Origin of the sequence: Methylophilus sp. (assembly GCF_035460085.1) — a bacterium.
Taxonomy (GTDB): domain Bacteria; phylum Pseudomonadota; class Gammaproteobacteria; order Burkholderiales; family Methylophilaceae; genus Methylophilus.
Genome location: NZ_DATHWZ010000110.1, coordinates 1 through 18,493, shown reverse-complemented (window position 1 = coordinate 18,493; position 18,493 = coordinate 1). Strand labels below are relative to the sequence as shown.

Genomic DNA, 18,493 nt, shown 5'->3' with positions numbered 1-18,493 from the left:
ATAGCCACTACATTGTTTTTGTGTGAGGCGATGGTTTTGATGGCATCCAGGTCATCAAAAGGCACGCGTAAAAAACCACTGACCAATGGCTCAAAACCGGCCTGTACCTTGCGGTTACCTGTCGCAGACAAGGTCGCCATGGTACGGCCATGAAAACTCTGGTCCATCACAATAATTTCCGGATGGTCTACACCCTTGTTATGACCGTGCAAGCGCGCCAGCTTGATCGCAGCTTCATTCGCTTCACAGCCTGAGTTACAGAAAAATATCCTGTCCATCCCGGAAATTTCAGCCAGTTTATCTGCCAAAGCCGATTGTTCAGCGATTTGGTAAATATTAGAGACATGGATCAATCTGGCGACTTGTGCATTCAATGCAGCCACAAATTTCGGGTGAGCATGCCCAAGGCCATTCACTGCCACGCCAGATAACGCGTCCAGATAGCGATCACCGGCAGTGTCTGTCAACCAGACGCCTTCGCCTTTGACAAAAGTCACAGGCTGCCTACCATAGGTGTTCATTAAATGTTCGGAATGCATTTCAAAACCCTTTTTCAAAAAACAAAACGGCGGCTCAAGCCGCCGTAACCGTCTTAAACCGTCTAAAACCCTAACACTGCACGATGACTCAATCCATTCGCCATAAAAAATAGCATCGGCAGAGAGAGCATCATATTGGAACGCGATGCCAGCATAGCCACCCGTCGCGCTTTATTCTTGGCTGCATCATCGGCGGCCACTATGCCTAAAATCTTTTTCTGGTTAGGCCAGATAAATACCCACACATTGATCAGCATAATGGTTCCTAGCCAGGCACCCACTCCAATTACCTCAAAACCGTTACGCAACATGAAAGCATCACCCATATGCGCACCTAACAAAGCGGCACCTGCCAGCCATGTCACCACTGCAGACCAGCGGAACCACAGCAAGGCTCTTGGAGCCACATGCTTGCTGATGCCAGCAGCAGTGCCATCCGCTGCAGCGTCTTTTAACGCAGCCATCTGCACCAGGTTAAAATAATACAGCAGACCTATCCAGGTAATGCCTGCCAGTAAATGTATCCATCGTGCCAGTGCCGGTACCAGTTCCATGACTAACCTCCGACCACGATAAAGTTCTTAAGGAAAAACACCAGCGCCAAGGTTAGCAACAACCCTGAAATGAGTGTACCTACGACAGATTCCAATGGATTTTTCATACTTTCCCCCTTGTATGCAGCCATGTTTCACAGCGAATAATATAGCCCGTTTTTCTACTAATTCTGTGCTAATTCCGGGATTTCACATCCCCTTTGATCAGGGATTTTTTTGTTATGAAATCACATTTTGGCGAATGCTGGAGATTACCGCAAAAGTCTTGATTTGACAAGTTTAGACAGGCTATGCAGCCCTGCCAGACTGATTTCGCAGATGATGGGCGGCTATTTTCGATTTATAATGCGCGGCGGCATTATGATTGTGCGTTTGACACTCAAGCGCCTCCACTGAGGAACTCACACACCATGGCAACAACCGATATCGATGTATTGCTGGTTGGCGGCGGCATTATGAGCGCTACCCTGGCTATTTTGCTGCATCGACTGGACCCTGAACTGCAAATCTGCATGGTGGAACAGCTTGAGGATGTCGCCCTGGAAAGCTCGGATGCGCTGAATAATGCAGGTACAGGTCATGCTGGTTATTGCGAACTGAATTACACACCTACAGACAAACATGGCGATATCCAGATCCGCCGCGCGCTTGAAATCAACGCTGCATTTGAAGTTTCCCTACAATGCTGGTCAACACTGGTCAAAGAAGGCGTCCTCAACGCCGCGGAGTTTATACAGCGCGTGCCGCACCTGAGTGCAGTATGGGGAGAAAAAGACAGTGCATTTTTGCAACAACGCCATGCCCTGCTGCAAGCCCACCCTTTATTTGCAGAAATGCAATTCAGCACCCAGGAAGCTACGCTGAACGAATGGATGCCATTGATGATGTCGGGCCGCAAACAGGCAACACAGATGTCAGCGACGCGTGTGGCACATGGTTCAGATGTGAACTTTGGCGCCTTGACGCGGCAACTGGTGGCCTATTTAAAAACGCGCCCCAACTTCACTTTGCTGACGCAATCACGTGTTAGCGCGCTTAAACAGGTACAACATAAAGATCGCAATGGCTGGCAACTACGCATTCAACACCTGCCATCCGGGCAGGCGCAACTTTATCATGCTGCCTTTGTATTTCTCGGCGCAGGTGGCGGCGCCTTGCCCCTGCTGCAACAATCCGGTATCAGCGAAGCGCAAGGTTATGGCGGTTTCCCGGTCAGCGGGCAATGGCTGATCTGTAACAACCCTAAACTGATAAAAAAACATCACGCAAAGGTTTACAGCCAGGCAGCCGTTGGCGCGCCACCGATGTCAGTCCCGCACCTGGATACGCGCATGATTCATGGCAACGCGGCACTGCTATTTGGCCCATATGCCGGATTTACTACGCGCTTCCTTAAGCAAGGTTCCCGTTTTGACCTGGCCAAGTCAGTCAAATTCAAGAATATCAAAAGCCTGCTCGGTGTATGCCGGCACAATGCAGACCTGACTAAATACCTGATGAAGGAAGTATTCCAGGGTCACGAACAACGTATGGATGCGCTGCGCGTATTCTTACCTGATGCGAACAGTCGTGACTGGCAACTTGCGCATGCTGGACAACGGGTGCAAATTATCAAACGCTGTCACCAGCACTGGGGGAAGCTGGAATTTGGCACTGAAATCGTAGCTTCCGCCGATGGCAGCCTGGCCGCTTTACTGGGGGCTTCACCAGGTGCGTCGGTGAGTGTGAAAGCCATGCTCGATGTCTTACAGCGCTGTTTTGGTGACCGTATGCAAACACCTGCCTGGCAAGACTCATTAAAAGCGCTGATTCCCTCTTATGGGGAATCGCTGATTGATAACTCAGTCCTGCTTGGGCGTGTCCGTAACGACACATTAAGTACATTAAATCTGGCGCCATAGACCATTGATTTTTATAATAGAAATTGCTCGATTGCTTTAAAGATTCATAGACGGATCATCAAAAAAAATGAATTTCATAGCCAATATCGTGGTCCAGCCTACAAATACTTAAAAATGAAAGCCATTCTTGATGTCTTATTTTTCATTACCTCTACCTCATTTAAATTTCCCGGTCATAGCCCTGCCATTGAAAATCCGGGGTTCTGCTTTAGCCGCAAGCTTGCTTTTAGCTGGCTGCCAGGCTAGCGAAGCGCAAAATACACCGGCACTAACACCCGACTTTGGTGAAAACGTGGTCATCATGGATCCATCCATGCCCTCGGGTGATATCCAGAACAAGCTGGATGCTATATTTAAACAGCAGGAAGCGAACCAGTTTGGCCCCGAACGTTATGCTGTGTTGTTTAAACCTGGCGTTTACCACAACAAAGTCAGGCTGGGGTTTTATACGCAACTCTCAGGGTTAGGCCAATTTCCCGATGATGTCCTGTTGCAAGGCGGCATCCAGGTCGAAGCCTCCTGGCATGGTGGCGATGCCACACAAAACTTCTGGCGTAGCGTGGAGAACCTTTCGGTAACCCCGGACAACGGCACCATGCAATGGGCCGTTTCACAAGCTTCCCCCCTGCGCCGCCTCCATGTACGCGGCAATATGCTGCTGGATGACAATGGCGGCTGGTCGAGTGGTGGATTTATCGCTGATAGCCTGGTGGACCATGAGATCAATTCCGGTACCCAGCAACAATGGCTGACCCGGAACTCGACCATAGGCAGTTGGACTAACCAGAACTGGAATATGGTATTTGTTGGCGTTAAAAACGCACCAGAAGGCAGTACCTGGCCTACACCGCCATACACCGTGGTTGAACGCTCACCGAGGGTCAGCGAAAAACCGTTCTTGACCATTGATAGTGCCGGTCATTACCAGGTATTTGTCCCAGCCTTGCGAAAAGACGCGCAGGGTGTCTCCTGGCAAGATAAACATGTGCTCGGCGAACACATGCCTTTAAACAAGTTTTATATTGCCAAAGCAAAAACCGATACTGCCAGCACAATCAATACCGCGCTGAATTCAGGCAAGCATCTGCTACTGACACCTGGCATTTACAAGTTGGATGTGCCTTTGCAGGTAAAAAAACCAAATACCGTGGTATTGGGGCTGGGAATCGCGACTTTGCTGCCTACTGCAGGGAATGTAGCCATGAATGTGGCTGACGCAGATGGCATTAAAATCAGCGGTGTACTGTTTGATGCTGGTGAAAAGAATTCTGAGGCTTTGCTGCAGGTGGGTGGCAAGAAAACAGCGGTCAGCCATGCGCAAAATCCAATCACCCTGCATGACATCTTTTTCAGGGTCGGTGGTGCAACCGTCGGTAATGCGACACACAGTGTAATTATTAACAGCAATCATGTCATTGGTGACAACCTGTGGGTATGGCGGGGTGATCATGGCAATGGCATAGGCTGGCAAACCAATAAAACCAAGCACGGTATTATCGTCAATGGTGATGATGTAACCATGTACGGCTTGTTTGTTGAGCACTTTCACAACTACCAGACACTATGGAATGGTGAAAATGGCGAAGTTTACTTCTACCAGAGTGAGGCGCCTTATGATGTGCCAAAACAAGAAAGCTGGATGAATGGCAACGTCAATGGCTTCGCCTCTTATAAAGTGGCTGAACATGTCACCCATCATAAGGCGATTGGCATGGGGGTGTATTGTTTCTTTAATGACAATACCAGTGTCAAACTGAATAGTGCGATTGAAGCCCCTGTCGGACCCGGTATTCAATTCAGCCATGTCACCAGTGTATCTCTCGGTGGCACAGGTGAAATCACACATGTCATCAATGACCTTGGGGATAAAGCCTATGACAAGAACTTTGTATCCCGGTTGAAACCTTAAACCGTCTTTGGCTGGTCTGCGTGTGGGTGTTTTTCAAAGACCACACGTGACCAGGTCACCCCTGGCTTAAAACTAAATATGCTGGGTTGATCTTTTAACCGCATCACGCACGTCAGCCCAAGGTTCGCTGCCAGGTGTATCGTATGCTCCGCATCTGTCGGAAAAACATGTGAGCCCATGCCTGCCGGGCCATTGCGTAACGACAGTGCACATTTGCCGCCCACTTTCAGCAAATTCGAAAACCGTTGGAGTGAGGCACCCCGCTCAGCCTCATTCAAGTGATGCCATACTCCCTCTGCCAGTATAAAATCAAACTGGTTTCCGTCAGCCCCAAGACAAGCCAGTGCTGGCAGGCTATCCTGGTGCCAAACAACTGGGTACTGGGAATATGCTTCACGCGCTGCATCGAGGAATTCCATCATGGGCTCTACCGCCACGACTGAATGCCCCATTTCTGCCAGGGCCATCGCATTCTGGCCCGCACCCGCACCGGCATCGAGAATACGCCCAGCCGTGGCAGGTAGACATTCAAGGAATGCGACGCACACTTCCCTGAAATTCAGCGCCTGGCTGCTGGCAATAAAGTGATCAATAAATCGCCCGTAACCTGCAGTGCCGTGGACCATGACTAGCCTCAGGCAGTTTGCTGGCCATACAGACGCTGGTAAACGCTACCGGCGCGGTTGACCAATATCTGGTGCTGACCTTCTTCAATGATGCGTCCAGCATCAAACACCAATACGCGATCCGCTTCTTTCACCGCCGACAAGCGATGGGCAATGGTGATCGTCGTGCGTCCTTTTAGAAACACACGCATGGCCGTATGCACCAAGGATTCGGTATGCGTATCCAGCATAGAGGTGGCTTCATCCAGAATCACCACTTGCGGCTGCTTGAGCATCATGCGTGCAATCGCCAGGCGCTGGCGTTGTCCGCCTGACAAGCGCACGCCACTACGGCCAAGTTGTGAATCCAATTTATCAGGCAAATCACGGACAAATTGCGCCAATTGCGCCACTTCAAGTACCCGCCATAACGCATCATCGGAATAAGGTTGTTGCATGGCAAGATTTTGCCGCACGCTATCGTTGAACAACATGGGATGTTGCAATACCACACCTACATGTTCACGCACCTGGGCATAGCCTAATTGCTCAATCGATTTTCCATTAAACAAAATCTGGCCATGGTTAGGCGCATACAAGCCAAGTAGCAACTGCACCAGTGTAGATTTGCCAGCACCGGAAACCCCTACCAGAGCGACCTGTTCACCGGGCGCAATATCCAGGCTGACCTGATCGAGAATCGGATTACCCTCGCCATAGGCAAAAGTCACCTGTTTTAGGGTAATGGCGGCGGGCTGCTGGTCAGTGAAGCCTTTCACTGTTGCCGGATAATAAGGCTCTTCATCCGCTTCCAGTACCTGGTTAATCCTCGCCAGGGCCGCTTTGGCTGCGTAGTAAGAAAACTGTACATTGAGCAACTCCTGTACCGGCCCCATCATGAACCATAAATAGCCGAATACGGCAATCATCTGGCCGACTGATAAATCTGAAAATACCACCATCAGCATAGCGACGGCGCGAAAAATCTCGAAGCCGAACAAGAACACACCAAAGGATAAGCGAGATAAAGCATCTGATTTCCAGCCGGACGCAGTTGCAGCCTCCCTGACAGCTTCCGCGGCTTGTTTGGCTTTTTCCAGGAAGCGTTTATCACTATTGCTGGCGCGAAGCTGCTGCATGACTTCCAGCGTTTCGCTGACTGATTGCGACAACACTTCAAACGCATTATTTTCGCGCTGTTTCCACAACTTGACCTTTTTACCCAGCAGCATGGTCAGCGCAATGACAAACGGGTTAAGCAGCAGAATAATCAATGCCAGTTGCCAGTGCATCCATAGTAAAACCACGGCTACACCAATCACACTCAAGATAGCAACCAGCACTTTGGCGATGGTTTCGCCGAGAAATTTATCCAGCGTTTCAATATCGGTCAGCAGGCGCGCAGTGATTTGCCCTGCCCCCAGGCTTTCATAAACCTGCATGCGGATACGCGAAAGTTTATTGAGTAGCGTTTGCCGTACGCCCAACGTGACCTGCTTGGATAAACTGACGAAAATACGCGTGGTAGCCACGCCGAACAATACACTGCCCAGACGCAGGCAGATGGTGAACAGCGTCACGCAGGCAATGATGGCGATGGGTCCCATCCATGCTGGCGGTAGCCATGTAGCAAGTGTCTGGGTGAGTTTACCGGGCTGATTTAAGAGAACTTCATCGACCAGCAGCGGCATCATCAGCGGGATTGGCACTGCGACTGCGGCACCACAAAATGCCAGCCACTGGCCTAACCACAAGCGTTTAGACTGCTCGCGTAACTGCTGCCAAAGGCCAGTTAAAGTAATCATGAACCTGAAGCTTATTTCTGGGGACTAGCCAGAACGCGTTGACGGCGGATTTCATATAAAGCAATGCCGCTGGCGACACTGACGTTCATACTTTGCACTGAGCCAAACATAGGGATGGTAATCAACGAATCACAGGTTTCTTGCGTCAGGCGGCGCAAACCATCACCTTCAGCGCCCATCACTAGGGCAATAGGCCCTTCAAATTTGGTGTTATGCAATTCACTGGGGGCATCCATCGTGGTACCTACCACATGCACGCCAGCTTCCTTGAGCTCACGCATGGTGCGCGCAAGATTGGTCACTGAAATAAACGGTACAGTTTCAGCGGCGCCACTGGCGACTTTACGTACCGTACCATTTAAACCTACTGAACGGTCTTTAGGCGCAATAATGGCATGCACACCCATGGCATCTGCGACACGCAAACAGGCACCCAGATTATGCGGGTCCTGCACACCATCCAGAATTAAAAAGAATGGCGGCTCATCCAGGTCTGATTCAAGCACATCGTGGATATCCTTGTAAGGCATGGGCGTTTCTACCACCCTGGCGATCACGCCCTGGTGACGGCCATGTGCGCCGATAAATCCATCCAGACGGTTGCGCTCGGACTGGATCACGCGAATGTTTTGCGATTTGGCCATTTCAAGCAGGTCACGCATACGTGCGTCTACCCGGTCCTGGTCAATGATAATTTCCTGAATGCTGCTGCCATGCTGACGCATGCGACTCAACACCGCATGAAAACCAAACAGAATGCGGCTTTCTGACATAGTTACTCCTAATTAATTTAATTCTGATTTCAAACGTCAAGCACCGCGCTGATATGTTTCACGCGCGGGGACGGGTTTGAATATTTCGCAATGTTGTATGCAAAGGCAACAACATTGCGAAAGGGACACAGGCGATATTATCGGGCTTTCGCCTTGGGTTTGCCTTTATTTTTTTGCACCGAGCGACGATTTTTTTCTTTTGCTGTGCGCGGTTTGCCAGCGCCCTCTTTGCCCGAGCTTGCAGATCCTGTCGCTGACCTGGGTTTGGATGACCCTTTACTGCTCCCAGCTTTCCCGGTTTTGCTACCAGCGCTAAACGGACTTGCTGGCCTGGCTCTCACTTCTGATACCTGCGACCTTCTCAGATTGGATGTTCCGGCTTCTGAAACAGTATCCGTCTCTGTGTCCTCCCCGGATGCCTCAGCTTTACCTGCCAGGGTAAAGTCGATACGGGCGGTTTCCAGGTCTACACGCACTACTTTCACGGTCAGCCGGTCACCCAGGCGATAACGCACACCGGTGCGCTCGCCTACCATTTCATGCCTGGCTTTGTCATGGATAAAATAATCGTTGCCGAGGTCAGTCACATGCAACAAGCCTTCGACATACACCTCATCCAGCGCCACAAACAGGCCGAAACTGGTGACACCAGCCACGGTACCGGCAAACACTTCGCCGACTTTGTCCTGCATATAAAAACATTTCAGCCAGTTGGTGACATCACGCGTGGCATCATCAGCCCTGCGTTCAGTCATCGAGCAATGTGTGCCCAGTTGGTGCCAGTCTTTGGCCTGGTAACGTTTGCCTTCTACCACGGCCTTGATAGCACGGTGTACCAGCAGATCCGGGTAACGACGGATAGGCGAAGTAAAGTGCGTATACGCATCATACGCCAGGCCGAAATGGCCGACATTGTCAGGGCTATAGACAGCCTGTTGCATAGAGCGCAGCATCACGGTTTGCAATAATTGCGCGTCCGGACGCGATTTAATACGCTGCATCAGTTTGGCGTAATCCTTGGCCTGCGGCTTTTCACCGCCGCCTACGCCAAAGCCGAATTCACCCATAAACAGGCGCAAGGCTTCCAGCTTTTCAGGGGTCGGGCCCTCGTGGATACGGTACAGGCAAGTCTGTTCGTTCTTGAGCAGGAAATCTGCGGCACAGACGTTGGCCGCCAACATGCACTCTTCAATCAGCTTGTGCGCATCGTTACGTACCACCGGCACAATCTTGTCTATCTTGCCATTGTCATTGAATACCATCATGGTTTCGGTGGATTCAAACTCGACCGCGCCGCGCTTTTCACGTTGCGTCAGCATTAATTTGAATACGCCATTCAGATTGTTTAAGTGTGGCAGCAACCATTCGTATTCTGCAGTCAGCGCAGGGTCTTCTTCGTGCAGCAATGCAGAGACTTTGGTGTAGGTCATACGTGCTTTGGACAGCATCACCGAAGGATAAAACTGGTACTGTTTGACTACGCCCTGCCCGTCAATCTGCATATCACAGACCATACACAAACGCTCAACCTCCGGGTTCAGTGAGCACAAACCATTCGATAACGCCTCCGGCAGCATCGGGATCACACGGCGCGGAAAATAGACAGAGTTGCCTCGGTCAAATGCCTCTTTATCCAGCGCATCGCCAGGCTGTACATAAAAACTGACATCGGCAATGGCGACGACCAATCGCCAACCTTTGCCTTGCGGTTCAGCGAATACGGCATCATCAAAGTCGCGCGCGGTTTCACCGTCAATGGTGATCAGCGCTAAATCACGCAAGTCCTTGCGGCCTTTGTAATCCTTAGGCTGCACCGTTCTGGGAAAGTCCTCAGCCTGCTTGACGGCAGCCGGATTGAATTGATGGGGCAAATGGTGTTTGCGCAATGCAATTTCAATTTCCATGCCGCTATCAGCATAATTACCCAAAATCTCTACCACTTTTCCCATAGGGCGGGAATGTGAGGATGGATACTCGGTTAACTCAATGGTCACGACCTGCCCGACCTGCGCATCCATATCCAGGTGATAAGGGATCAGGATATCCTGGCTGATACGTTTGTCTTCAGCCGCCACAATCGTGACGCCTTGTGCACGAATCACACGGCCGACCAGTGTTTTATTAGCGCGCTCCAGCACTTCAACCAGCTTACCTTCCGGGCGGCCTCTTCTATCAACCCCGGCCAACCGCACCATGGCGCGGTCACCATGCATGACCATGGTCATTTCTTTCGGGCCCAGGAAAATATCTTCTGGATGTTTGGTTTTGTCATCGGGCACCAAAAAACCGAAGCCATCGGTATGGCCAAATACGGTACCGGCGATTAAATGTATTTTATCCGGCAGGCAAAAAGCGCCTTTGCGATTGCGCATCAGTTGGCCATCACGCTCCATCGCACCCAGGCGGCGGTTAAAGTTATCGCGCTCATCATGGCTGATGTCGAGCAACAGATAAATCTGGTCCGCACTGAGGGGGACACCCTGATCAGAAAGGAGCTGTAGAACCAGTTCACGACTAGGTAACGGCGTTTGGTATAACTCGGCTTCGCGTTGCGCCTGTGGGTCATTTGCCCGCAGGGGCGTTTTAGTTTTTCTTGTTGACAATATTAATTCTTCCTTTAAAATGCACAGCTTCTTTAGCCCAGGTGGCGGAATTGGTAGACGCGCTAGTTTCAGGTATTAGTGTTTAACGACGTGGAGGTTCGAGTCCTCTCTTGGGCACCAAAAAGCTATAATTAGCTTTAAAATCAATCACTTGCGAGAATGATAAATTCTCCAAGTGATTTTTTTTGTCTTTAAAAATCAATGAGTTAAAATTATCAATAATTAAATTGCACCAAATTCGCACCAAATTCATTAGGTGCATTGTGACATCAAAACTCTTAAAAACTTCACTTCCATCAATCATTATTTTCTTTGTAATCTTTTGGTAGTTGAAACCAAGATCCTTTTTTATGTCTTACTAAATGCTCGATTATCATTGCATCTACTTCTTCACCAGATAGTTCCTCCAGGCCGCTATCTTGAGATTTAATCAAACTATGGAAAGACTCTACAATTTTCTTTTCATCCTCCGGATTACTGACTTTAACTGCTGGCTCATTCCTCCATTTTGGTGAATATTTATCCCACAATTTTGAAACTATCGTTTCAAAACTCTTGGGCGGCTTACTAGCAAATGCAAAAATTCCTTGATCTTTTATTTCGTCAGGAAAACCGGTAAAAAAAGCATTTATCTTCGATAAATCTCCTTTCAAATCCAGGCCCCAAACAAACATCTGATCATCACGTAAAAAACTAGGCGCTAAGTTTTTATGCAATTTATCAGTTGATATAAAAACTTGGCAAAAAGGTAAATAAAACAGATATGCCATATCCATTTTATTAGAGTTACGAGTTGATGCAATCAAAGAAGATTTGATTGCTAACTGAAATACAATTTCTACAGCTAATACATGGCTAGCATATCGTGCATATTTTGATATTGCTGGCATTCCAATTGATGCCCAAAAATCGAACAGCTTAGAATGAAGACTAAATGGAATATTTAAAACATTCAGAGCAAGCTTCATGACTTCAAACTTGTGCTTATCACTTGCTAATAAAGAGTCTACGTCAGCCTTCAAACTTGCAAATGAATTATATTTCTTTCCTTCTAAACCAACAGCTTTGAAACTAGCTGATGCGGCTCCTAAATCCAAGGCAGCTAATGAAGCCCTCCATTCTGTAGCAAACTTCCTTTCCAATACTTGAAAATCTCCATTCTGCCATCTTGAAAAAGCTTCGGCTTCGGGAGAGTTTTCATAAACAACTCCATTTCGCCCACCTTCCCTAACACTTCGACCTCCAGCCATAGGTATTCGGCCATCAATAGGAACCGAATAACCAAAAATATTGCTTTTAGCCAAGGTTAGATGATGAATAACAGGTTTACTACTCACATCAGGATATTTACTAGCGATAGTGCCGACCGCAGCGTCAGACGACTTGTTATCAAAAACTTTGGATAAATTGGCCAATGTTTCAGCATAAAAAATGGGACACACCACTGGCATGAAATACTGATCAAACCACACAGACTCATCAATACTCAATGATTGAATAAATGACTTATCGAAAAGGGCTATCGGTCCCATTTATTTGTGATTTTTTTAATGATTTTGTAGGCGAAAATTTAGAAAAAATTGCACCAAATTTGCACCAAGATAAATGAAAATGGCTTGGGAGCAGGCTTACAGACTGGTTTGGTTGCCTCTCTTGGGCACCATAAAGAATAAAACAATCCTTTGTTAGCAATAACTTAGGATTTTTTTGTTTTAAGCTACCCGTAAAACAACCCGCATAAATTTCATTCCGACTGCGTTGATACGACATAAGCTCAGTTTAACACTCTTTCCAATATCTAACCTTTTACTGCTGGTAGAAATTCGACAACACCACCTCCACTTCGTCATTCGCAAGTTTGCTTATTTCAAAAGAAATTTTGATTAATCTTTTTAAAGTTTTCGCTCATCGCGCATTCGTTTTAATTCAATATTCCTACATTAAACCTGTTTTAAAAACGCTACAATTCCCTCGAATGATTTCAGTTTTTTACAGCTAAACATGTGCGATGAAAATTCACGCCGCATTGCGCATATCGATATGGATGCTTTTTTTGCCTCCTGCGAATTATCGCAATACCCGGAATTGCGCGGCCTGCCCGTGGTGGTTGGTGGCCGTGCTTCGGATACGCCGCTACAGAATGAAGATGGCACGCATGTTTTCTCGCGCTTGCGCGATTACGTGGGCCGTGGTGTGTTAACCACAGCCACTTATGAAGCCCGTGCACTAGGGTTACATTCAGCCATGCCGACCATGCGCGCCGCGAAACTGGCTCCGGATGCCATCATTCTCCCGGTTAATTTCAATTTATACAGACGCTATTCACGGCTATTTAAAGAGGCTATCCGTTCGGTCTGCCCGGTGATCCAGGATATAGGCATTGATGAAGTCTATGTAGACCTATCTACGCTGGAAGAGGACTCTTTAGCCATCGCGCAAAAGCTCAAAGCGGCCGTGTTTGAGGCAACCAGCCTCACTTGTTCCGTAGGCATCGCGCCTAACAAATTACTGGCCAAACTGTGTTCGGATATACAAAAGCCGGATGGCATCACCATTATCAGCATGGAAGACCTGCCCACCCGTATCTGGCCGATGCCAGCGCGCAAGATTAATGGCATTGGCCCCAAAGCCAGCGCCAAGCTTGAGTCACTGGGCATTCAGACCATTGGTGAGATAGCCACACTGCATGAAGCATGGCTCACCCAGCATTTCGGGCAAAGCTACGGCAAATGGTTGTATCGGGTATCACGCGGGATGGACGACAGGCCGGTGGTCACCGAGAGCGAGCCTGTCTCCATGAGCCGTGAAACAACGTTTGAACGTAATTTGCATGCCGTCCGTGATAAACAGGCATTGAGTGCCGCATTCACACATTTGTGCGAACGGGTCGCCGATGATTTGCAACGTAAAGGTTATGTCTGCCGCAAGATAGGCCTGAAATTGCGCTTCGATGACTTTAAAACCGTCACCCGTGACCTGACATTGCCTAAATCTGTGGCAGACGCACAATCGATACGTCGAGCAGCGGGAAAGTGTTTAAAACGCATTGCGCTTGACCGCACGATCCGCCTGCTTGGCGTCAAAGCCAGCGGCCTGGAAAAACCCGATGCGCCGCCAAGTAGACAATCGGCACAATACGCATTTAATTTTGATTAGCAATGGGTACAGTTATCTGTCACTCAGCGCCCAACTTCCCTGCACCACATTCGCGTTTCTATTGGAGAGCACCATGAAGTACTGGCTATTTTTAGCAATCGCTATTATTAGCGAAATCACAGCAACCTCAAGTTTAAAAGCCAGCGAGGGCTTTACCAAGTTATTACCATCCATAGTCGTCGTGATCGGTTATTCGCTATCTTTTTACTTTCTGTCCCTGACGCTGAAAGCAATTCCCATTGGTATCACTTACGCGATCTGGGCAGGCCTGGGGATTGTGCTACTGGCGATTGTCGGCTGGGTGTTTTATGGACAGCAACTCGATACGCCTGCACTGATCGGCATTGCTTTTATCCTGGCTGGCGTACTAATTATGAATTTATTCTCTAAAACAGTCTCTCACTGATAGTGGGCCCATCAATCAACAATAATTTTCACAGGAGAAATAAATGAAGGCATTATTCACATCGTTTGTATTACTGGCTGGATTTATCCCGGCGACGAGCTTTGCTGCAGCAGAGACACTGAAACTGGAAGAGTCGGTAGAGATTAATGCCAAGGCTGACACTGTCTGGGCCAATGTCAGCAATTTTGGCGATTTAGGGCTTTGGCATCCTGCCATTAAAAGCACGCAGATCGTGAGCGGCACGCCTAACCTGCCTGGCGCTATCCGTTTATTGACTTTGCAGGACAACAGCCAGGTGAAAGAAGAGTTACTGACCTTCAGCCCGGCCCAAAAAACCTTTAGCTACAAAATACTGGAAGGCGTGTTGCCGGTGAGCAGCTATCGTTCAACTGTCACGGTAAAGGCGCTATCCGACTCCAAAACCAAAGTGACATGGAACGGTGACTTTAAACGCAAAGACCTTTCCGATAAGCCAGTCGCCAATCAGACCGATGAAGACGCGATTAAAACCATGACTGTGGTTTACAGGTCAGGCCTGGATAATTTGAAGAAGATTTCTGAAGGCAGGTAATCATTTTCTGAATGTGTAATAAAAAGCCCGGCATACATTTACCTGCCGGGCTTTTTATTTGCTTAAAGACCTAATTCGCTCAAGCCAGGATGATCATCAGGGCGCCGACCCAGAGGCCATCGGAATAACCGTTCACTCTCTTTAATCGGTAAATCATTGATAGATGAAAAGCGGTTAATCATCAGGCCATCCGGGCCAAACTCCCAGTTTTCATTACCGTAAGAGCGAAACCAGTTGCCGGAATCATCTTTGGACTCATAAGCATAGCGAACTGCGATGCGGTTTTCAGTAAAAGCCCATAACTCCTTGATCAAGCGATATTCAAGCTCTTTGTTCCATTTACGCTCGAGAAATGCCTGCGCCTGGTCGCGGCCTTTGACAAACTCTGCCCGGTTTCTCCATTGCGTATTCAAAGAATATGCCATGGCTACTTTGGCTGCGTCTCTTGAATTCCAGCCATCTTCAGCGAGCCGCACTTTTTCAATCGCTGTCTCGCGCGTGAAAGGCGGAACTGGTGGGCGAATAGATGGGGTTGAGCTCATGTAAATCTCCTGAGAGTGGATTAGCAATTCTGGTCAGATTTGTAGCAACTATATTGCTCTAGAAGCCAATTGAGTAACCTACATAACCTAACGGCTGGAAACGAGTTTCGACAATCGGGCTATCGGCCTGCTGGTTGCCGAGGCGATTGGCAATCAGCCCGAAAAACGCCGCCTGATCAGCAGTCACACTATAAATACCATTAACCCCGAGCTGCAACTGCGTGCCTGCTTTAGCTTGATAGGCCGGGCGATCCGCACGGACTTCATCGGCATCGACGCCAAAATAATAGTCATTGAATTTGCGGTTGTTCCATTGCACTCCCACCAGGCCATTGACGCGGAAACGCTCTGACCGGTAAAGGCTGCGTATAAATTGTAGCTGCACATTCTGGCCGTTGCTGGCACCGCCTGCATCGAATCCCCATTGTGCGTTGATGGTTCCGTAATCAGTCTGCCAGCGCAGCACAGGGCCGATATCTACAGAAAAATCACGATCGTTCATTCCTTTGGTACGGCTGCTATCATCCGCATCCCAGCCAAATCGGGCATCCGCAGACATGCCCAGCCTGATGCGTTTGTCATCAGATTCCAGCAGCCATACGCCTGCCTGTAAGCCATTGATATAAAAGCGCTCGCCATAATTGGCATTGATCACTGGCAAAATCAACATTCGCTGATCTTTGGATCCTGATGTTTTTGGGATCACCCCGACACCTAAGCCGTACATGTTTTTCTGCCGTGGCATAGCCGTTTCAGTCTGACGGTCAATATTGGTTTCTGCCATGACACTGGAGTTTACCAAAAGCATGCTAAAGAATCCTACTGCATGGTGGAATAGTATTAATGATTGTTTGCCCGGGTTGTTCACACTTATTCTCCGTATCTTGAGGCTTTAATTAATATTGATATCCCTTTATCTTAACTGGATTCAGGAAATTACATAAACCACAGACGCAAAAATTGCAAAGAAGTTGCTTCAACTGAGGTACATTCTGGGCAATAAAACTTGGCAATAAACTCTGCGTTAAAGTGATCCAAAAGCCCCAGCAAGTAACAACTCATCATTCAATAAGCCGGAACTTTTCTTCGCATGTAACCAACCTATTAAAAGCAACAGGTAAGTGATTGAAAAATCAAGGAAGAATAAGGTTTATCATCGAAGGTGCATGTAGGTTTTTGTACGAATATTCCTACACGAGATTCAGCCAAAAGTGTATACAGCCAATTTTGATAAATCAGCATCATTGAGCCTCGAATTAAGTAATCGCATTAATCAAATTATAAGTTATGAGGGAGGACACACAATGTCACAATCTTCAAGAGTAAACAGCGCTACGAGCGCCATTTCTTTGGCCGCAATCACCGCTGGTGCTGTGGCTGCAGCAGTCGTTATTATGTCAATCGGCTCTATTGTCACAATCATTTCTATTGGGTCGTCCATCAATTCAGGCATGCAGACTGCCTCTAACATTATAGACAGCGATGTTGAAGCTCAGAACGTGGCCGTATTGCCGATTGAAATGCACACTATGAATGTAAGCCATTTTCACAAGGCTAAAAAGCATTTCAGCAAAAAGGAAAAAAGCTTTTATCTTGACGCCATATTGCGTGAAGATACACAAAGTATTAAGCCTGCGAATGATGAGCAACAAAAAGAACAACCTAAACTCTCAATCAAAGGTAATCACGTCTTTGCCAGTTTAAATACAGACGAATTTGAAGCCCACCTTGCTGCAGCTTAATTTGATGTAGCCTATAATGTTATTCATGCACAGGCTAATTCCAGTGATCCTGATGATCAGCAGTTTTTTAACTGCTGATTTTTTAATGGCAGCTGAATCTTCGCAAGCCCCTCATGTCGCCTTTTCCAGCAAATACCGTAATGTCGATTACTTGTTTACCGACCGCGCAGAAATTGAGGCGATCGCAGATGGTGCAAATTATGATTTCGCCATCCGCGAAGTTGGTTGGGACCTGATTTCTGCAGTAGGAAGAGCCTGCAGTTCAGTCAAAAATATCCAGGCAATATTTATAGACCGCATCAATTTCAAAGAACGCCACTCCCTCATCGTGCTGGGCGTGCTGGCGGATTTGCAATTCTTGTCCTTGAATATCGATGAGGCATTATCCAATGCCACACTTAAAGAACTTATCGATGCATTTGAACGCGAACATGTGTCTGTTATCCGCTTGGCGCAAGCTACCGGAGTTGAACTCTCAATATCCGGTAAATAACTATTTATTTCATCGGTAGATTATCTAAGCTTTTTCTAGCTTGAACCTGTTTTTTTCTATTTAAAGCGGTATTTCACTTGTATTCCCGATATCAAACTTTTTCCATAACTATATAATTAGCGAATGTCCTGACAGCGACGTTATTTTTTTAATCACTAGTACGCGCGCCTACCCCTTAACAGGGCGCAAAAACCTTGAATTTTGAAGAATTTTAAGGCATTGTAGAAAGTTGAACGTGATACATTGGAATAAATGAATGAGTTGTACGCTTCACCCTGAAAATGCGTGCGTAAAGTCACAACGCACATGGTTATCGAGAGGGAATAAATACTCCCTCTCCCCTGCTGCTTTTCAAAACGGCCTGGTTGAAATCGGCAAACTGAATATTTTTCTTATCGGTTTGATTATCGTGATCATGATTGCCTTGATATCCCAAGAGGATAGCAGTACCTTGTTTTCGAACCAGACAGTGCGCTTGCAAACCGTGACCACACCGGAAATCGCTGCTCTTGATACGCTGGAAACCAGTGCTTCTCATAAAAGTGAATCCAATGAAGAGGAAGTGAGCAACACTGAAGCGGCTGACTCTCCCAAAGCAGAATTAAAACCACTATCGAAAAAAACCAGGAAAAACGAAAAAATTTCCCCGCTGATTGAGAGCCCTGACAACCAGACTGAAAGTGTCACTGTCAGTCGTACCAGTCAAACTGAGCCGGCCGTGGAACATCAGGACAGGCTTGAAACAGAACACCCGGCACCAAAAGAAACCTCAAGGAATATCATTATTTTCAATATCTGGAGTGTCTCTGAACTCAGGCTCCGTAGTGCATTCACCAAGTTAATCAATGATGGTTCGGCGCCAGTCGCAATTGCGGAATCCAGAAAAAAAGAATA

Annotated in this window: 17 protein-coding genes and 1 tRNA gene; 9 read left to right on the top strand and 9 right to left on the bottom strand. The window is 47.7% G+C overall.

Features of this window, described 5'->3' with window-relative positions:
* Window positions 1-539 (bottom strand): aminotransferase class III-fold pyridoxal phosphate-dependent enzyme (locus tag VK958_RS13780; protein WP_325242316.1); only part of this gene is annotated, 539 nt, incomplete at its 3' end.
* A 62-nt stretch (window positions 540-601) separates the two neighbouring features.
* Window positions 602-1,093 carry a urate hydroxylase PuuD gene (locus tag VK958_RS13775; RefSeq protein WP_325242314.1) on the bottom strand — a complete coding sequence of 164 codons (492 nt, stop codon included), beginning with the start codon at window positions 1,091-1,093 and terminating at the stop codon, window positions 602-604.
* A gap of 410 nt (window positions 1,094-1,503) precedes the next feature.
* Here VK958_RS13775 and mqo point away from each other — a divergent pair, with 410 nt between their 5' ends.
* The gene (gene mqo, locus VK958_RS13770) at window positions 1,504-2,994 is read left to right on the top strand and encodes a malate dehydrogenase (quinone) (RefSeq protein WP_325242312.1); all 1,491 of its coding nucleotides are present in this window, start codon (window positions 1,504-1,506) and stop codon (window positions 2,992-2,994) included.
* A gap of 130 nt (window positions 2,995-3,124) precedes the next feature.
* Window positions 3,125-4,903 carry an adenylyl cyclase gene (locus tag VK958_RS13765; RefSeq protein ID WP_325242310.1) on the top strand — a complete coding sequence of 593 codons (1,779 nt, stop codon included), beginning with the start codon at window positions 3,125-3,127 and terminating at the stop codon, window positions 4,901-4,903.
* Here the strand turns inward: VK958_RS13765 and VK958_RS13760 are convergent.
* From VK958_RS13760 to rnr, 4 genes are all read right to left on the bottom strand, one after another.
* Window positions 4,900-5,529: a class I SAM-dependent methyltransferase gene (locus VK958_RS13760; RefSeq protein ID WP_325242308.1), complete on the bottom strand. Its 630-nt coding sequence runs from the start codon at window positions 5,527-5,529 to the stop codon at window positions 4,900-4,902. The two genes, VK958_RS13765 and VK958_RS13760, sit on opposite strands and share 4 nt — an antisense overlap.
* 8 nt (window positions 5,530-5,537) lie before the next feature.
* Window positions 5,538-7,313 (bottom strand): ABC transporter ATP-binding protein, encoded by a 1,776-nt coding sequence (locus VK958_RS13755; RefSeq protein ID WP_325242306.1) that lies wholly within the window; start codon window positions 7,311-7,313, stop codon window positions 5,538-5,540.
* Window positions 7,314-7,324: 11 nt separating this feature from the next.
* Window positions 7,325-8,086 carry a 23S rRNA (guanosine(2251)-2'-O)-methyltransferase RlmB gene (gene rlmB / locus VK958_RS13750; RefSeq protein WP_325242304.1) on the bottom strand — a complete coding sequence of 254 codons (762 nt, stop codon included), beginning with the start codon at window positions 8,084-8,086 and terminating at the stop codon, window positions 7,325-7,327.
* Window positions 8,087-8,223: 137 nt separating this feature from the next.
* Complete coding sequence (gene rnr, locus VK958_RS13745) at window positions 8,224-10,689, bottom strand: ribonuclease R (RefSeq protein WP_325242302.1); 2,466 nt, start codon at window positions 10,687-10,689, stop codon at window positions 8,224-8,226.
* Between the two features lie 35 nt (window positions 10,690-10,724).
* Here rnr and VK958_RS13740 point away from each other — a divergent pair.
* Window positions 10,725-10,809: transfer RNA gene (locus VK958_RS13740), tRNA-Leu, on the top strand.
* Window positions 10,810-10,985: 176 nt separating this feature from the next.
* Here VK958_RS13740 and VK958_RS13735 read toward each other — a convergent pair.
* Complete coding sequence (locus tag VK958_RS13735) at window positions 10,986-12,221, bottom strand: hypothetical protein (protein WP_325242300.1); 1,236 nt, start codon at window positions 12,219-12,221, stop codon at window positions 10,986-10,988.
* Between the two features lie 469 nt (window positions 12,222-12,690).
* Here VK958_RS13735 and dinB point away from each other — a divergent pair, with 469 nt between their 5' ends.
* From dinB to VK958_RS13720, 3 genes are all read left to right on the top strand, one after another.
* A complete protein-coding gene (dinB, locus tag VK958_RS13730; RefSeq protein WP_325242298.1) occupies window positions 12,691-13,845 on the top strand; it encodes a DNA polymerase IV in 1,155 nt (384 codons plus the stop codon).
* A 73-nt stretch (window positions 13,846-13,918) separates the two neighbouring features.
* Window positions 13,919-14,251: a DMT family transporter gene (locus tag VK958_RS13725; RefSeq protein WP_325242296.1), complete on the top strand. Its 333-nt coding sequence runs from the start codon at window positions 13,919-13,921 to the stop codon at window positions 14,249-14,251.
* 43 nt (window positions 14,252-14,294) lie between these two features.
* Window positions 14,295-14,822 carry an SRPBCC family protein gene (locus tag VK958_RS13720; RefSeq protein WP_325242294.1) on the top strand — a complete coding sequence of 176 codons (528 nt, stop codon included), beginning with the start codon at window positions 14,295-14,297 and terminating at the stop codon, window positions 14,820-14,822.
* A gap of 62 nt (window positions 14,823-14,884) precedes the next feature.
* Here VK958_RS13720 and VK958_RS13715 read toward each other — a convergent pair whose 3' ends face one another.
* Both VK958_RS13715 and VK958_RS13710 read right to left on the bottom strand, forming a co-directional pair.
* On the bottom strand, window positions 14,885-15,364 hold the full coding sequence (locus VK958_RS13715; RefSeq protein ID WP_325242292.1) for a nuclear transport factor 2 family protein: 480 nt from the start codon (window positions 15,362-15,364) through the stop codon (window positions 14,885-14,887).
* 58 nt (window positions 15,365-15,422) lie between these two features.
* Complete coding sequence (locus tag VK958_RS13710; protein WP_325242290.1) at window positions 15,423-16,172, bottom strand: MipA/OmpV family protein; 750 nt, start codon at window positions 16,170-16,172, stop codon at window positions 15,423-15,425.
* 496 nt (window positions 16,173-16,668) lie between these two features.
* Here VK958_RS13710 and VK958_RS13705 point away from each other — a divergent pair, with 496 nt between their 5' ends.
* From VK958_RS13705 to VK958_RS13695, 3 genes are all read left to right on the top strand, one after another.
* A complete protein-coding gene (locus tag VK958_RS13705; protein WP_325242288.1) occupies window positions 16,669-17,106 on the top strand; it encodes a hypothetical protein in 438 nt (145 codons plus the stop codon).
* 25 nt (window positions 17,107-17,131) lie between these two features.
* Window positions 17,132-17,599 carry a hypothetical protein gene (locus tag VK958_RS13700; protein WP_325242286.1) on the top strand — a complete coding sequence of 156 codons (468 nt, stop codon included), beginning with the start codon at window positions 17,132-17,134 and terminating at the stop codon, window positions 17,597-17,599.
* A gap of 256 nt (window positions 17,600-17,855) precedes the next feature.
* The coding region (locus VK958_RS13695) for a hypothetical protein (protein ID WP_325242284.1) at window positions 17,856-18,493 on the top strand (638 nt) is incomplete at its 3' end.

What these genes read in the sequence shown, in the direction of transcription:
- VK958_RS13775 (WP_325242314.1), bottom strand. Translation starts at nt 1,093, where the DNA reads ATGGAACTGGTACCGGCACTGGCACGATGGATACATTTACTGGCAGGC.
- mqo (WP_325242312.1), top strand. Translation starts at nt 1,504, where the DNA reads ATGGCAACAACCGATATCGATGTATTGCTGGTTGGCGGCGGCATTATG.
- VK958_RS13765 (WP_325242310.1), top strand. Translation starts at nt 3,125, where the DNA reads ATGTCTTATTTTTCATTACCTCTACCTCATTTAAATTTCCCGGTCATA.
- VK958_RS13760 (WP_325242308.1), bottom strand. Translation starts at nt 5,529, where the DNA reads ATGGTCCACGGCACTGCAGGTTACGGGCGATTTATTGATCACTTTATT.
- VK958_RS13755 (WP_325242306.1), bottom strand. Translation starts at nt 7,313, where the DNA reads ATGATTACTTTAACTGGCCTTTGGCAGCAGTTACGCGAGCAGTCTAAA.
- rlmB (WP_325242304.1), bottom strand. Translation starts at nt 8,086, where the DNA reads ATGTCAGAAAGCCGCATTCTGTTTGGTTTTCATGCGGTGTTGAGTCGC.
- VK958_RS13735 (WP_325242300.1), bottom strand. Translation starts at nt 12,221, where the DNA reads ATGGGACCGATAGCCCTTTTCGATAAGTCATTTATTCAATCATTGAGT.
- dinB (WP_325242298.1), top strand. Translation starts at nt 12,691, where the DNA reads ATGTGCGATGAAAATTCACGCCGCATTGCGCATATCGATATGGATGCT.
- VK958_RS13725 (WP_325242296.1), top strand. Translation starts at nt 13,919, where the DNA reads ATGAAGTACTGGCTATTTTTAGCAATCGCTATTATTAGCGAAATCACA.
- VK958_RS13720 (WP_325242294.1), top strand. Translation starts at nt 14,295, where the DNA reads ATGAAGGCATTATTCACATCGTTTGTATTACTGGCTGGATTTATCCCG.
- VK958_RS13715 (WP_325242292.1), bottom strand. Translation starts at nt 15,364, where the DNA reads ATGAGCTCAACCCCATCTATTCGCCCACCAGTTCCGCCTTTCACGCGC.
- VK958_RS13710 (WP_325242290.1), bottom strand. Translation starts at nt 16,172, where the DNA reads ATGCTTTTGGTAAACTCCAGTGTCATGGCAGAAACCAATATTGACCGT.
- VK958_RS13705 (WP_325242288.1), top strand. Translation starts at nt 16,669, where the DNA reads ATGTCACAATCTTCAAGAGTAAACAGCGCTACGAGCGCCATTTCTTTG.
- VK958_RS13700 (WP_325242286.1), top strand. Translation starts at nt 17,132, where the DNA reads ATGCACAGGCTAATTCCAGTGATCCTGATGATCAGCAGTTTTTTAACT.